The following is a 16006-nucleotide window of genomic DNA, read 5'->3' as shown; positions in this document are numbered from 1 at the left end:
CCCAAGTTATACCTCAACTTCTAAGGCCTTATTGATACGTGTATTGTATTCATCTAATTTAGCTTGCTGATTTTCGGATAATACTACTTTTCCTAATGTTTCTAAGCACTGCGAAACGTTTTGGCTTTCTTCAGGGGTTAGGCCTTCTTCCTCTGACAGAATCGCAAGAACTTTCAACAAACTAATCACTATATTGATATTGTTTGGTGACAATTGTGCCGCTTGTTGTAGAAGGTCATATGCTGGTCGATAGCGTTTGTTTTTGTAATGTGTTGAGGCCATTTCCCCCAATTCTTTTGGGCTATAACGTATATCTTTACGCTCGCTTGATTCTTGTTCTAAATATTCCGATAGCACCTTTCCAGTGAAAGTATCCAGTTCCACTTGGTTTTTCATTTGCTCTAGTAATCCCATCGATTGTTCCCACAATCCGACCTCATGAAAGGCTTTAACTTTGTCTAAGTTGTCTTCAAAACTCATGAGTTGAGCATCTGGGTCGAGGGATAGCATAATTTGCTCTGCTTGTTTTTTATCTTGGCGCAAGTTAAGTAGTCTTACTTCAATCACCTTAATTTGCTCACCTAAGTCCGCAGAGGCTCCAAAGTCTTGCTTTAGCCTTGAAAGCGTTTTTTCGGTATTGATTAATAATTTGTTGGCGTCGACTTCAGGTAATGTGGCCGCAAGATCTATTGCAGAGCGCATAACATTTAATTGCAGGGCTGGGGAGTCATGAATGGAATTTTTAGCGTATTTTGCCATATTTCTTGTGGCTAAGTATTGGCCCATCCTGTCATGATTTAAGCGAGCAAGGTTCCACGATTTCCGATTTCGCTCAATACTGCGAGGCGCTAATTTTGTCGCTTCCTGAATGATTTTATAACCTTGTTGGTAGTCTTCTTTGTCGATATGGTATTCGGCCAGTAGGTCATAAGTGGCAAATTTAGTATCATCCCGCTCTAAAAGCTTAGCGGTGAGTTCGGTTGCTTCATCAATTTTATTTTGTTTCAGCAAAGTAGCAGCCAACCCCACTTGTACCCATGCGTAAGTGTATATTTTAGTCAGCGAGTCGTAAAAGGCTTGGGCTGCTTCATATTCTTTTATGTTAAATAAACTTTTGCCAATCAAACGATTAATATGTGGGTAATACAAAGATAGGGCGGCATCTTTCAACTTGCGTTCTGCATAATAAATAGTGGTAGGAAACTCACCTTGGTCAAAACAATACCGCAATGCGTAGAGTTTCTTTTCGATAGTGATTATCTGATGAATACGTTTCTCGACTTTCGAGCGATCTAATGGTTTAACCCAAAAATCGGTAGGCTCCATTTCTACTACACAATTGACTAAACCTTGTGTGGTGTCGGCGCTTAAAAATACGACACAGGTGGTTTTGGTGATAAAACCTTTGTACTTCAATTCTTCTAAAAGGTTAAAGCCGTCTTTGTCGCTTTTCACATCAAAGGCAATGAGTACCATGTCAAAACGTGTTTTTTCGCATAGCCGCAATGCGGCATAGGCATTATGAGCGCTGTGTACGTTTTCTATTCCTGCGTCAAGTAAGGCGCCGCGTACCACCGTATGTACTAAAGCCTGCCCATCAATTATTAATACTTCAATGTCAGCATTAGGTTTCTGTGCGGGTATTTTTAGCAAGTCCCCAGTCCTTTGTTATATTTATCAATAATTTTACTTCCCTAACTAATTTATTCTTGTCGGCGCTAATTGTCTAGTAAATAAACACTAGAGATAAACTGTATTTACTTTTAAAACAAAGACTTGTTACGGTTTATTAGATGTGTCGCTTAAATACAAACTTGGTTTCCTGTTTTTTGCCGCCGTTTTCAACTACCACAAACACGTGAATTTCATTGTGATTAATTAATTTGTAGGTGTAGCCTTCGAAAAAAACTGCGTTGTCGGTTAGCCTAACTAACTTAAAATTCATGCTTTGGTCCTTTTCTTCCCAGCCTTTAAGATCGTCACTAAAGTGTTTTAGTTGCAATAATAAACTACCTTGATGCTCTGAAATTGTTAGCAACTCATAAAACTTGACTTGATCACTTTCAGTAAACTTAAAAGACGCCATCATTGATCCAGCTGCAGGCTTTGACCAGATTTCTTCAAACTGACCACCCCAAATTTCACCTTGCCAGTAACCTGATATCCAGTCTACGTCTTCGATTGAGGCTGTTGGGGAAGACACCCCAGCTGCTAAATATTCAGTATTTGTACCCAAGTCTGGCGTTTCAGCTTGTGATACAGAGGAGAAAAACAAAGTAAAAAAACTAATAGTTACGAGAATTGAATAGGTCATTTAAAAATTCCATTAAAAGTAATCTGTACATTACAACGAATGAGAAACAACTATTTCGACAAACTCTCTACTAAAAGTATTATTGTTGCAATAGGTGTAATTGGATTGAAATAACATTTGTTGGGGAGTTTATATGTCTATTTGCCTGTGACTTGGGGTCTAGTAGAAATTTGCCCTCAGAGCCAGTCCTTTAGATTTCTAGAATCAGCCTGACATGGTAAACATTACGAACCCAAAAACTCGATGCACTTAACGTATAGATAAAATTTCGCTACGCTGGCAGGGGCATAATTTATGGTTGGCATATAACCTAGATTTACCCTACAAGTCGCTGTTATTTAAATGAATTGAAATATGTCTTTAAGGAGAGAAACATCGATTTTAATAAAATAGTGCAGTGGATAGCTATCATCATTGAGCTCATCGGCCTGGCGTTAATTGCCGTTGAACTTTATTTTCCGAGGTTATCAGAAAGCCTAAAAGCTACATTTGAAGCGACTAAACCTAAGTTTATGAAGAATCCGCTGCTGTGGATAGGAAGTTACATTTTGTTTTGGGTTATATCTGTCATAGCCCTATCGGTATGGGAGCAATCAATGCTTTTGGTTGCAAACATATTTTTTAGTGTTTTTACATTTCTAGTTTTTGTTATTTTGGGTATAAGTAAAGCGCTTGTTCGACTGGGAGTTGTATTGGGCAGGGGCAACTCGGTAGGTGGTGTTGGCTTAGTTTTGGCGTTAATCGGCTTTTCAATAGAAATGTCTCAACTAGTGTAGTGACAGTTTACTGGTCGATTATTGACTATAAAAGGAAATGTATTGGCAAGTTGGGTACCCTAAGTAGCAAGGGTAAAACCACTGCTACTTAGGCGAATAGCCTTAATAGAACTTAACTGTGTTGCGGCTAATTCTTAGTCGTTGCTCAAAAAATTAAAAAGGACACAAAATGCCGATTAGAAAGTGGCTGTTGCAGTATTGTATAGCTTTACCAATTACCTTCAGTTTACTTGCTGGAGTACAGTATTTAAAAGGCCAGACTGTTTCCTATTCGATAGAGTTTGGGGTTATTTGGTCTTTCATTACCATCGCTATATTTGCCATTCGCAGGGCTTACAATTTTCGTAAAAACATCGCTTGCGACATTTGTAATGATTTGCCTACAACTAGGCCGCAACAAAAATAACAGTCAACTAATTTGCCCCTGTAGCTTTTAAAGTTGACGTCAAAACTCAAAAACGATTATTGATGGGGCATATTCCAAATACACCTCAACTCAATGTTATTCAATGTCTAAGGGTTAACAATGAAACTTATATTCGAAACCTACGCTAAATATAATGCTCGTATGAACCAAGAATTCTACGATTTAGCGAGTCAGTTAGATGTGAACCAATTAAGCGAAAACAGAGGAGTTTATTTTAGCTCTATCATCGCTACTCTCAATCATATTGTGGTGGGGGATATTAGTTGGTTAAAACGTTTTGCACAGCATCCGCTTCACTTTACAAGTCTAGATTTTGTTCGCAAACTCACTCAACCACCCGGTCTGCGTTCAATAGTACATGATGATTTAGTACAGCTACGTCATTTACGGGAATCTTTAGACAAGTGTATTTTGGCCTATACCCGAGAAGTTGATGCACCTGCGTTAAGTACCAATTTGACCTATTCGAATTTTCGGGGTGTTCAATCCACAAAGTCGCTTAAGTTATTGATGTTGCACTTTTTCAATCATCAAACTCATCACAGAGGACAGGTGAGTGCTTTGTTTAGCCAAATGAACATTGATATTGGAGTGACTGACTTACTTTTGGAGATACCCAATATATAACGACATAGGGTAAACATATCGGTGAAGTGATGTAACTGTGTGAATACCACTTAATAGGTGAATGCCTCACTCTTAATAAACGAGCAAGGCACTTGGTTGTAGCCAAATTCACCGATGTATCGGTTTTAGTGGTTAACTTGCAACTTGTTTTGAACCGACTTTAAATATTGGCGTTCATTAAGTTTGTCAGGTTGATATTCTGGGCAATTTCTAATTTGCTCTAGATTGATGTTGCAACTAACTGCTTGATTTTCCCAGCTCAAGTTAGTGAGCTGATCTGGCGAAACTAATACTTTTTTACCACCTGGAAACCAATCTCGGGTATCTATCACTAAGTATCGTAGCGACCAAGTACAAGTGTCCCAAACCATATCTTGGACGTGACCCTTTTTGCCATCTTTGGCTTCAATCCCATAACTAATTATTTCGTCAGCAGAACGCAAATGATTAGTTGTTTGCAATTTGTGATCGACCTCCGCATTTAATAGCTGAGCTCCTTGGCTAGCTAAAGCTGTAGGGTAGGCATAATCCCCCCATGAATTTGCTCCTAACCAATAATAACCGTATCCAAAGTAGTCGAAGTAACTTATTTCAAATTGACGAGAAACAGTTTGATGTTCTTCTAATTTGGGACTGTCTTTGACCATCTGTTTACTAATATAAACTTCGAGTAAGCTATTTTCATCATTATATTCTTTTAGCGCGATTGGACTAATTAGAGTACGTTGACTGAGTGGGATCCATGGGCTGGTATCGACCACTAAAAATCGAATAATCCAATTTCTATCATCAAAATAGACATCTTCAACTTCACCAATATTGCCATCTAACGCAGAAATTGGACTACCTTTTAATTCTTTCAAACTTACTAACATAGGTTTCTCCTTTTGTTATCTGTAATAAACTTTCTTGTATCAGAGAAAGTAGATTCAAATTGGAATAACAAATACATCAAGGATTCTGCAACCTGTATGCCAGCGCGATAAACTTACACCGTGCAGCTAATAAGGGCTATTTGCGTTACTGGTGCTAATAAAAGCGTCCATCTTCTGACTAAACGTGAGTAAAAACTACAGACTAGTTTGCAATATTTTCTTAGTTCTTAGTTGTGCGATAGTGTTTTGGTGAGCCTGTGAATCACAATTGTTGGCCGGTACCCTCGAAGAGCTCTTAAGCTTACCTTACGCATATTTCCATTTTCGAGTGGTAGGCCCTACTTGCTAATATTCTGCGCTGCTATCTAGATTATCATCTCTATTTAGTGACATTTGAGTGGGTGAATATTTTTTATAGGCGATTGTTCTATAAATTTTTTAATGAAAAAGCGCCAGATGGCGCTTTTTCATAGATTGTTAAGTTTTAAAAACTATTACTGCACACGTTTTTTACGTGCTGCTAAGCCTAGTAAACCAATTAGTAATAATGCCATAGTTTCTGGCTCTGGTACTTCAGTTGCTCCAGCCCCAACAATAATCTGTATCGATGTCATTGCTGCTAGTCCGCCATTAGCGTCGAATGCAGACAATGAAATATCGTAAGTTGCATCTAGAGTCGGATCAAATCCAGGACCAAAAAACCAGTGCGCTTTCCATGAATTTTGTGCCAGATTATTTGCTGAAATGAGTGCACTATAAGTGCCATTGTCATTGGATGCTGATTCAACCCCTGCTCCATTGCCAGTGCTATTGTTACCAATTGAATGATCCCAAGCCACAACACCACTACCAGGGTTAACATCATTAATTGGGTCGAATACGAACATAGACACTGCTGCAGTTGGATCAGTGTCAAGACCTAAGATATAGGTGTAATCATCCAAATTTCCACCATTCCCATCAAAGTTAGAATTGATTGACCATTCGAAACTCCATACTGCTGTGGGGGCTGCTTGTGTTGGCGCAACTCCAGCATCAAAACTATAAGTACCGTCTCCGTTACTATTAAAGGTGTTTTCAGCATTTCCTGCTGCATTGTGTCGTAATTTTCCACGTAGGCCTAGCTCAACGCCGTTTGCTTGTTCTATAGTAAAACCACCATTGAGGTTTCCACTGCCGAAAATAACGTTATTAGTGACGTCTTGATCAAATAAAAGTCCTGCAGATGCGGAAGCTGACAACATACTCGTCAAAAGTAACCCTGCAATTGTTAATTTTTTCATTGTATTTCCTTTAGCTTTTTAATTGCGAATTACAGTCAAAGACTACTTAACTGAGAGCTGTAATATGATTTCAATCCAATCACAAAGCAAAACATACGCCATAAAAGTTATATGCTTATTTTTCAATGCTTTGAGATTTTTGTGTTAAATTTATGTTGTTTAGTTGTAAAGTATGTTGACAGTTGATATTTGATGAAAGGTACAATTTTTCTAATGGGGCCCCGCTGGGGGCCGATTTTGATCGTTGTTCTAAACGACCAGAGGGATATTTAAATATGGCTTATTCTTGTAAATTTAAACTACTGATCTCTTGCTCTGTTTGCGCTACTAACTGTTCCATTGTTTTCCCATGAGCGACGGGTCTTTTAGTCTCGGGGTCGACTTGCACAAACACTATGTCATCGGCAAAACAGATAGTATTTTTAGTCGCTTTATTGCGTACTAAGCAAGATACTGTTATCGAAGTTCTGCCGACACTTTTGGTCTCTAGTCCAAACTCGACTACATCACCTTGAGCAGCAGGGGATTCAAAGTTAATTTCACCTATATGTTTTGTCACTAGGTAGTTAGTTTCTAACTGACAAATGGCATAAATGGCGGCCTCTTCATCAATCCATTCCAAAGCGCGCCCACCAAATAACGCATTGGCATAATTCAAATCATTGGGCATGACTAGTCGACGAGATAAAAAACGCATGGTTTTTCCTTAATATGTTTAAAACTGAAAAACATTATACAACGCCAATTACAGGTCTTAGAATTAACGCTTCATTCTAAGATAGATTCATACCCATAGAGGTATCTAGCGTTCCCAAATGGGACTAAATGATTTTTGTTTGTTGTAGCGCCGTAATTATCTCTTTGTCAAAGCCTAAAACTTCTGCCAACACCTCTTCAGTATGCTCTCCTAAGCATGGAGGGGCTTGATGGTAAACTATCGGGGTGCGCGAAAAATTAATTGGATTCGACACTGTTGGTACTTTGCCATTTTTTGGGTGTTTGAGTTCATTGGCCATGTTTCGGTGTTTTATTTGTGGGTTGTCGAAAGTTTCAGCAATGTCATTGATCGGACCACAGGGTACCCCTTTCATTTCTAGTTGCTGCAACCAAAATTCACTGGTTTTTGCTTTTAGAATCTTCGTCAATTGCTCAACCACAATTTCTCTGTTCTGTACTCTTGCTTGATTGCTGGAAAATCGAGTATCCCGTAATAGAGTTTGGCACTTTGCCACTTCGCAAAAATCCGCAAATTGTGAATCGTTGCCTATCGTTAAAATAATAAAACCATCGAGGGTTTTAAAGGTTTGGTAGGGTACGATATTAGGGTGAGCATTACCCATACGTTTGGGGGTATTTTGGCTGACTAAGTAGTTCATGCTTTGGTTAGCTAAACTAGCCACTTGCACGTCAAGTAAAGCCAAGTCGATATGTTGACCTAATCCCGATTTTTCACGCTCTATTATTGCAGCTTGGATGGCTGTAGTGGCATACATGCCGGTAAGAATATCGGTTAAAGCCACGCCGACTTTTTGCGGGCCGCCACCAGGCAAATGGTCGGCTTCTCCTGTTACACTCATCAAACCGCCCATTCCCTGTAATAAAAAGTCGTACCCGGCTCTTTTAGCATAGGGGCCATCTTGGCCAAATCCGGTTATTGAGCAATATATCAACTTTGGGTTGAGCGCCGACAAACTGCCATAGTCAAGGCGGTATTTTTCTAAACTGCCTACTTTGAAGTTTTCGATTAACACGTCGCAACTTGCAATTAATTGATGAATAATCTCTTGGCCTCGAGGCTGCCTAATATCGATTGTGATAGAGCGTTTGCCGCGATTAGCAGATAAAAAATACGCTGATTCCGCGGTAGTCTCACCTTGTTGGTTTTTTAGAAAAGGGGGACCCCAATGTCGGGTATCATCACCTTCAAGAGGTTTTTCTACTTTAATGACTTCTGCACCTAAGTCAGCCAACATTTGCCCGGCCCATGGTCCCGCCAAAACGCGACTAAGCTCAAGAACCCGAATATGAGAAAGTGGTGATGACATAAAGTGCTCTAAAAGGTTTCGGATAGCTAAGATATCATATAGAACAGACACTTTGGGTCACAATATCGATACAAAAATCTGTTTATCTAGCGGTGGTGTACCTCAAAAACAACAGCAAGTGTTAGCAGGAAATATGCGTTAGAACAGGTGTTGTTATCAATTCGGTTCCAAAAAAAAGCCCTCAATAAAGAGGGCTTGGCTTAAAAGTATCGTTATAATTTGATGATATTGTTACCTGTATCGCGGTCGATAAACCGCACAAAGGGGTCAATACCAGCAAAGCTAGGCGTTTCGTCAACTATTAACTCAATCACAGTTTCGCCGCTTTTAATGGCGTGAAGTCCTTGATAAATAACTTTGTTTTCAGCAGCGAAATTATTTGGATCTTCACTAAATAGGGCTATTTCTACTTCTTTATCGAAGGGTTGTTCTGTTTCTTGCCCCTTACCATCGGCACTAAATTGTTGTGCAGACACGGTTAAAGTCACTTTAACTTTTCCGTCTTCTTGTTCTTCTTTAACCACCTCTTTGGCACGTAAATCGTAAATGGTAATTTGCTCAAACAAGTCTTTAATGTAAGCCTGTTCGTCAGCGTTAGCATCTGCATTCAGGTACCTAACTAAATCTAAAGTTGTAGGGTATAAGTCTTCACGATACTGAAATTCATTTAGCAATCCCCTTAAGGCTAAATTAAGACGCTCTTCACCCAGTTTATTCTCCAAGGCCATCATGACTATAGAGCCTTTCTGGTAGTGGATGTACTGTTGGTTTTCGGCCCGAAGTAGTGGCATTTCTTCAATTCGCTCAGCACTGCGTCCTCGTAAATAACGGTCTAATTCATAGGTAAGGAATTTACGTAAACGGGTTTCGCCATACTTTTTCTTCATTACCATCAATGCACTGTATTGGGATAACGTTTCTGACAGTATTGCACTTCCTTGCACATTCGCAGCGTTGAGTTGATGCCCCCACCACTGGTGCGCAACTTCGTGGGCAGTAATATAATAAACAGGATCAATGTCTTCGGGATTGCGAAGGTCAGTGATAAAACCTATTTTTTCAGAATAGGGCACGGTATTCGCAAAACTTTGTGCAAAACTGCGGTAACCAGGGAACTCGATAATCCTTAACTGTTTATGTTGATAAGGGCTAAACACTGCTTGGAAGTAATCGAGTGAATCACTACTGGCTTCAATCATGCGGTCAACATTCCAATGATGATCTGGGTGGTGGTATACCTCAATGTTAATTCCAGCATGCTGTACTTTTTTACTGTGTAGTTCAGAAGACATAATGCTGAAAAAGTTGACCATAGGCGCATCCATTTCATAGCGATAATAGTTTCGTCCATCCTGTTGCCATTCCTTTTGCAGATAACCTGGAGCAATGGCAAATTGATCTTCGCTGGTGGAGAGCGTGGCACTAAAGTCAATGAACTCTACACCTTTGCCAAAGAAACTTTCGTTATAGCGACTAGTGTCTTCTAATTTATAGGCACGCTGCAGAGGTTCTAGCTCTCGTTTACGTCTTTCGTGTTGATCAGTAATCTGATATGAACTGTTAAAACCAAAGGAGGGCAGCAAGTTAAAGTTATCAATAAAGGTGCCGTTTTTGACCAAGGTGCTGTCTTCGTTGCTATTTTTAAACCCTTTGTGTTCGCGGATTACGGTAAGTACGCCACTACGTTGTTCATCAGGCTGCATAGGTTCGGAAAATTCAAACCAAGCTAGGTTGTATTTGGAATCGATATCGCCCAATTCACCACCTTGTATTTCTACTTTGGAGACTGAGGAATAACGGGGCAAATTCACTAAAAATCGTTTTATAGGAGTCGACGTACGATTGACAACTTCAATTTTAACCTCAGCCTCGATACGTCTTTTGGCAGGGAATATATCCACTGCAGCATCAACGCTAACAATTATAGGCATAGGCGCATCACGAAACTCAACATACTCTTTTTCGTAATCCGCTTGGAGATTTAAAAGCTCATCCTGCCCATAGAATTGATTCAAGACTTTAGTGTTGTAGTGAATGTAGGCTCCACTGGCCAAAAATATGACTAGTGCTATTACCGCAGCACTTTTACCCGTATTACCTAAATGATAACTAAGTAAACGCAATCGATGTTTAACAGAGGTTTGTGGTCCGCGTTGCCACATTCCATAGCTGATAATTCCAAGCACTATCGCTAAGGCACTCCAATACAACATGAACCAGCTATGAGATTGAATAAACCAGCCGTAGCCATTGAGATCCGAATATTGCAGCATTGGGCCTGCAGCGAAGTTGAACATATTGTGTTCAATTCCAAGTTGACTGAATGCTAAAGACACAAAGAAATAACCAACAAAAATCAACATGCCGATATATTTATTCGGACTTAATGCCTGAATAAAAAACGCCAATATAGTCAACAAACACCAAGGCAAGGCCCCAAAAAATAGCAAGCTAATAAGGTATTGGCCAAGTTCTATGTTTTCATAACCTGATAGAAGTTGATTGATGATAGCGGCGAACATGCCGACTAAATGTAAGCTCACAATCACTAGCATAACCGCCAATAATTTTGACAGCCAAAACGTTGCGTTGTGAACCGGCATACTGTCAACGATATCGCCCATGCCGACTGTACGTTCACGCCAAACCACTTCAGCGGTGTAATAGGTGATAATAATGATGGTCATCAAAGAAAATGAACCCATTATTAATTCCACTAACGTCTGAGTGAGTGGCCAATTGGGTGTACCAAACATGCCGTCAATTTGGAAAAAATTAGCTATTAATTGAAAAGCTGAAAATAACAGTAATATTACAAACGCTGGGCTTAAAAATACTTGGCGAATTTCAAATTTTGTACGTGTGATAAATTGCGCCAATCCTTTATTGGCGGAGGCCTTGATAGTGATATTATTACTTGTAGGAATGACATCAATTTTTTCTTTCTTGGCTTTTTTCTTAAATGTAAAACTAGTTAAATTAAGGGGTTTAAATAGCCCTCCAGCCACCAATAAAATAAATGTTCCTATGCCTAACCATAACAACCTGTTTTGTAAAATCATGCCGTCTAGGACTGGAACCAGTGAATTTTTTTCAAAAGACGTCCAATAGCGTGAATATTCACCGAACGCCCGTAAACCAAAGGGGTCTAGCAAAGCGCGGATAGTGCGCTGTTCAGGTTCGTTAAATACTTGTCCTGCTACCGCATATAAGATAAATAATCCCATTGCGCATATGTACACTGCCATGACGCTCTTAAACTTAGTCGCAGCGGCATAAAAGACAGCGGCAAACACAAAAAGCGTACTAGCAGAAAAAATCATGAAAGGAGTCAGATACATCATTAAACTATTCGGACCGATTCGTTCCTGATCTACCCATGGCATCAAACTACCCATAAAACTGCCCAAAGGAACCATGGCAAATACCACTAGGCAAATAAGGTAGGCACCAAAAAATCGTCCAAGATTATAGGGTAGCGGTTTGATAGGTTTAGTTAAGATAATTTCTGCCATCATCGACGTTTGATTTCGAGTGGCGGTATTGGCTACAAAGTTGACCACCATAAACATCGAGAAAATACTCAAAATCAGCATAATCTGAGTCACAGCAAAAGGGCTGTTAAACAAGACATTTCCACCAGATCCAATTTGCACTTGGTCAATTGTGATGGCTAAGAAAGGCAATAAAAAGAAGACCAAACAGGTCACGATAAAAGAAGGTTGGCGAGTAAAGTAGCGCCATTCAAACCCTAACATTTTAGTAAACATATGAGTGTTTCCTTAGGCAGCTTGAGTCGAACGAGAATTGTGTAAGGTAGAAAAATACACATCTTCTAAAGTCGCTGGAGCAGTTTCGAACCCTTCTGGGGCGTCAGGTGCCAGTACATGTAATACTGTGCGTCCAGCGAATAAACGTTTGGATATAACTGGTAAGGTATTTTCTAAAATGACTGCCTCTTCTATAGATACTGTCTTACGCCAAATTTGTCCATTTAAATCAGCCGTCACATCTAAAGGGTTGCCTTGAAGTAAAATTTGACCATTGCCTAGCACCGCCATATTGGGGCACAGCTCTGATACGTCATCCACTATATGAGTGGATAATATAATGACTTTTTCTTCACCTAAGGTGACTAACAGGTTATGAAAGCGATTGCGCTCTTCAGGATCGAGTCCTGCAGTAGGTTCATCTACTATTAGCAGATCTGGGTCCCCTAACAAAGCTTGAGCGATACCGAAACGTTGGCGCATTCCGCCAGAAAACCCACTCACTGCTTTTTTACGGTGCTGAAATAAATTAGTGTGTGCTAACAAACCATCTACCGCTTCTTTGCGTTCGCCTTTATTGGCAATGCCTTTCAAAATAGCTAAATGATCCAATAACTCATAGGCACTTATACGCGGGTAAACACCAAAGTCTTGTGGTAAATACCCGAGTCGCTGTCGCAATTCATTGGGTTGGGTGAGCACATCTATGTTATCGAACTGGATACTGCCAGTATCCGCTTGCTGCAAGGTGGCTATGGTACGCATCAAACTGGATTTACCCGCTCCATTTGGACCTAGTAGTCCAAACATACCCTTAGGGATGTTCAAATTAACATTGTTAAGTGCTTTTACGCCGTTGTCGTAAGTTTTTGATATATCTTTTATTTTTAGCATGCTTAATTCCCTGATTTTAATTTTTTGTCGTTGTAAATATGCAGAATTCGCAATACTTAGTCTATAGAAGCAACATTTTATTACTAAAAACGAGAATTTAATTTAGGAGAGTGCTGATCCGGTATATACTACGCGGCCTTAATTTTTCATCAGTGTTTACGTTTTTAGAGGTCGTTTTTCATGCGCACGGACTATTGTGGCAATATCAATTCATCTTATATCGGGCAAACAGTCACCTTGTGTGGTTGGGTAAATCGTCGTCGTGACTTAGGCGGGGTAATTTTTATTGACCTGCGTGATCGCGAGGGTGTGGTTCAAGTTGTATTTGACCCTGATTTAGCCGAGATATTTGATACCGCAAATAGTTTACGTAATGAATTTTGCGTGCAGTTAAGCGGCTTGGTTCGTCCACGACCTGAAGGTCAGGTGAACAAAGATATGTCCACCGGCGAAATCGAAATGTTAGGTAAGTCTTTAACTATTCTTAATAAAGCTGCCGCATTACCCCTTGATTGGAATCAAGAAAACTCTGAAGAACAACGTTTAAAATATCGTTATTTAGACTTACGTCGTCCGTTAATGAGCGATCGTTTGAAGTTTCGAGCGAAAGTCACCAGCAGTGTGCGAAGCTATCTTGAAAACGATGGTTTCTTAGATATTGAAACGCCCATATTAACTAAAGCCACACCAGAAGGCGCGCGGGATTATTTAGTCCCGAGCCGCACTCATAAAGGTCAGTTTTTTGCGTTACCTCAGTCTCCACAATTGTTTAAACAATTGTTAATGATGTCTGGTATGGATAAATACTATCAAATAGTAAAGTGTTTCCGTGACGAAGATTTACGTGCTGACCGTCAGCCAGAATTTACGCAAATCGATATCGAAACTACCTTCTTAGATGCTGAAGGAGTGATGTCTATTACTGAAGGTTTGGTGCGGGACTTATTTCAAAAAATGCTGAATGTTGATTTAGGCGAATTCCCTAGCATGACTTATGCCGATGCAATGCGTCGTTTTGGCAGTGACAAGCCTGATTTGCGTAATCCCCTAGAACTAACAGATGTGGCTGATTTACTTAAAGATGTTGAATTTAAAGTATTTTCAGGACCAGCAAATGATCCTAAAGGTCGAGTTGCTGTAATACGAGTGCCGGGCGGGGCTAAGTTATCTCGTAAACAAATTGATGATTACGGTAAGTTTGTAGGAATTTATGGTGCTAAAGGCCTAGCATGGATGAAAATCAATGACCTTGACGCAGGTATGGAAGGTTTACAATCTCCAATCCTTAAATTTTTAACTGAAGACGTGGCTAAAGGTATTGTTGAGCGTGCAGGTGCACAAAGCGGCGATATTTTATTGTTTGGTGCTGATACTAATACAGTGGTGACTGAAGCCTTAGGTGCACTTAGATTAAAACTAGGTGAAGACTTAGAATTGCTTGAAGGCGAGTGGAAACCTCTATGGGTAGTTGATTTCCCTATGTTTGAAGAAGTGGATGGCGAATTTTATGCGTTGCATCACCCGTTTACTGCACCTCGAGATATGACTCCTGACGAATTAGCGGCTAATCCAGCGGGCGCCTTATCAAATGCCTACGATATGGTTTTAAATGGCTGTGAGCTTGGCGGTGGATCGGTACGTATCCATAACCAAGAGATGCAAGCCAAAGTGTTTTCGCTGTTAGGTATTAGCGATGAAGAAGCTGAAATGAAGTTTGGGTTCTTACTTGAAGCCCTTAAATTTGGTGCGCCTCCACACGCAGGTTTAGCTTTTGGTCTAGACCGTTTAGTGATGCTGATGACAGGTGCTACTTCAATTCGAGACGTGATGGCGTTTCCTAAAACGACTACTGCGGCGTGCCCTTTGACAAGTGCACCGGGTGAAGCCAATCCAGAACAACTGAAAGAGTTGTCTATTCAAACTGTGATTGAAAAGAAAACTGAAGAAAACAAAGTAGATTAACTAATTATTGTGAGTGTTAATTTTCGCATTCCAGAATCTGCCCTGACCGTTGTTTACAATCAGTTGGGGCAAGTGTTGGTGATGCAGCGAAATGATGATCCTGAGTTTTGGCAATCGGTGACAGGTACCCTAGAGCTAAACGAAAAGCCTAATGAGACAGCTTTGCGCGAAGTACTTGAAGAAACGGGCATCGATATTTCAAAAAGTGGTTATCGGCTCATAGATTGTCAAAAAGTTAATACCTATGAAATTCGCGACAAGTGGAAACACCGTTATCCTCCCAACACTGTATTTAATACCGAACACGTGTTTGCCGTTGAAGTGGCCAATGATCAAGCGGTTTACTTGACAGAACATTCCGCTTACTTTTGGTTAGATAAAACCACTGCCATGAAAAAAGTTTGGTCTGATACAAATAGAGAAGCGATTGCTTTATATGTGCCCGATGTTAAAGGCTAAAGCCATTGCAGAAGCTAAACCCCAAGCAGCAACTACCGGTGGACCGTTATGTCGATTATTTTAGGTATTGATCCCGGTTCGCGGATAACGGGTTATGGTGTGATAAAAAAGTCCGGTCAGAAATCTGAATACATTGGCAGTGGATGCATTCGTGTCCAGGGGGATGAGCTTGCCTCAAGGTTAAAACAAATATTCGATGGGGTGAGCGAAATCATTCACCAATTCCAACCCACTGAATTCGCAATAGAACAAGTCTTTATGGCTAAAAATCCTGACTCAGCGCTCAAGTTAGGTCAAGCAAGAGGTGCGGCGATTGTTGCGGCTACGGCATTCGACTTACCAGTAGCTGAATATTCAGCGAGGCAGATTAAACAATCTGTAGTAGGAAAAGGCAGCGCAGATAAATCGCAGGTTCAGCATATGGTAACGTATTTGTTAGGACTAGCAGCTAAACCACAAGCGGATGCAGCGGATGCACTTGCGGTTGCACTTTGTCACAATCATACGCAGCAAAGTCTGATTAAAATGTCTGGCCAAGCCTCTAAAACGGTACGTGGAAGATTGCGTTAGTTCC

The 16006-nt window shown here is 40.3% G+C and carries 13 protein-coding genes; 5 read left to right on the top strand and 8 right to left on the bottom strand.

Annotated features, from left to right (window positions below; genetic code table 11):
- Positions 1 to 6 precede the first annotated feature (6 nt).
- Together KO534_RS19935 and KO534_RS19930 are read right to left on the bottom strand one after the other, a co-directional pair.
- Complete coding sequence (locus tag KO534_RS19935) at positions 7 to 1653, bottom strand: response regulator (protein WP_215932530.1); 1647 nt, start codon at positions 1651 to 1653, stop codon at positions 7 to 9.
- Positions 1654 to 1789: 136 nt separating this feature from the next.
- Positions 1790 to 2314, bottom strand: coding sequence for a DUF6265 family protein (locus KO534_RS19930; RefSeq protein WP_215932528.1), 525 nt, complete (start codon positions 2312 to 2314; stop codon positions 1790 to 1792).
- Between the two features lie 392 nt (positions 2315 to 2706).
- Between KO534_RS19930 and KO534_RS19925 the strand changes: the two genes are divergently transcribed.
- Both KO534_RS19925 and KO534_RS19920 read left to right on the top strand, forming a co-directional pair.
- On the top strand, positions 2707 to 3090 hold the full coding sequence (locus KO534_RS19925; RefSeq protein ID WP_215932526.1) for a hypothetical protein: 384 nt from the start codon (positions 2707 to 2709) through the stop codon (positions 3088 to 3090).
- Positions 3091 to 3616: 526 nt separating this feature from the next.
- Positions 3617 to 4144 (top strand): DinB family protein, encoded by a 528-nt coding sequence (locus KO534_RS19920; RefSeq protein ID WP_215932524.1) that lies wholly within the window; start codon positions 3617 to 3619, stop codon positions 4142 to 4144.
- A 125-nt stretch (positions 4145 to 4269) separates the two neighbouring features.
- On the opposite strand, the gene KO534_RS19915 is transcribed toward KO534_RS19920, so the two are convergent.
- The 6 genes from KO534_RS19915 to KO534_RS19890 form a co-directional block, all read right to left on the bottom strand.
- A complete protein-coding gene (locus KO534_RS19915) occupies positions 4270 to 5019 on the bottom strand; it encodes a PRC-barrel domain-containing protein (RefSeq protein ID WP_215932522.1) in 750 nt (249 codons plus the stop codon).
- 494 nt (positions 5020 to 5513) lie between these two features.
- The gene (locus tag KO534_RS19910; protein WP_215932520.1) at positions 5514 to 6302 is read right to left on the bottom strand and encodes a PEP-CTERM sorting domain-containing protein; all 789 of its coding nucleotides are present in this window, start codon (positions 6300 to 6302) and stop codon (positions 5514 to 5516) included.
- 280 nt (positions 6303 to 6582) lie between these two features.
- On the bottom strand, positions 6583 to 6999 hold the full coding sequence (locus KO534_RS19905) for an acyl-CoA thioesterase (protein WP_215932518.1): 417 nt from the start codon (positions 6997 to 6999) through the stop codon (positions 6583 to 6585).
- A gap of 124 nt (positions 7000 to 7123) precedes the next feature.
- Positions 7124 to 8347 (bottom strand): CaiB/BaiF CoA transferase family protein, encoded by a 1224-nt coding sequence (locus tag KO534_RS19900; protein ID WP_215932516.1) that lies wholly within the window; start codon positions 8345 to 8347, stop codon positions 7124 to 7126.
- A gap of 212 nt (positions 8348 to 8559) precedes the next feature.
- Complete coding sequence (locus KO534_RS19895; protein ID WP_215932514.1) at positions 8560 to 12117, bottom strand: ABC transporter permease/M1 family aminopeptidase; 3558 nt, start codon at positions 12115 to 12117, stop codon at positions 8560 to 8562.
- Between the two features lie 12 nt (positions 12118 to 12129).
- Positions 12130 to 13011 (bottom strand): ABC transporter ATP-binding protein, encoded by an 882-nt coding sequence (locus KO534_RS19890; protein ID WP_215932512.1) that lies wholly within the window; start codon positions 13009 to 13011, stop codon positions 12130 to 12132.
- A gap of 180 nt (positions 13012 to 13191) precedes the next feature.
- On the opposite strand from KO534_RS19890, the gene aspS reads away from it, so the two are divergent.
- From aspS to ruvC, 3 genes are read left to right on the top strand one after another with little or no spacing between them, the layout of a single operon-like run.
- Positions 13192 to 14973: an aspartate--tRNA ligase gene (aspS, locus tag KO534_RS19885; protein WP_215932510.1), complete on the top strand. Its 1782-nt coding sequence runs from the start codon at positions 13192 to 13194 to the stop codon at positions 14971 to 14973.
- Positions 14974 to 14982: 9 nt separating this feature from the next.
- Positions 14983 to 15432 carry a dihydroneopterin triphosphate diphosphatase gene (nudB, locus tag KO534_RS19880; RefSeq protein WP_215932507.1) on the top strand — a complete coding sequence of 150 codons (450 nt, stop codon included), beginning with the start codon at positions 14983 to 14985 and terminating at the stop codon, positions 15430 to 15432.
- A 48-nt stretch (positions 15433 to 15480) separates the two neighbouring features.
- On the top strand, positions 15481 to 16002 hold the full coding sequence (ruvC, locus tag KO534_RS19875; RefSeq protein WP_215932505.1) for a crossover junction endodeoxyribonuclease RuvC: 522 nt from the start codon (positions 15481 to 15483) through the stop codon (positions 16000 to 16002).
- The last annotated feature ends 4 nt before the right edge of the window (positions 16003 to 16006 follow it).

This window comes from Paraglaciecola arctica (genome assembly GCF_018861065.1).
Taxonomy (GTDB): domain Bacteria; phylum Pseudomonadota; class Gammaproteobacteria; order Enterobacterales; family Alteromonadaceae; genus Paraglaciecola; species Paraglaciecola arctica_B.
Note: the sequence above shows the minus strand (reverse complement) of the source record. Positions and strands in the feature narration are given on the sequence as shown.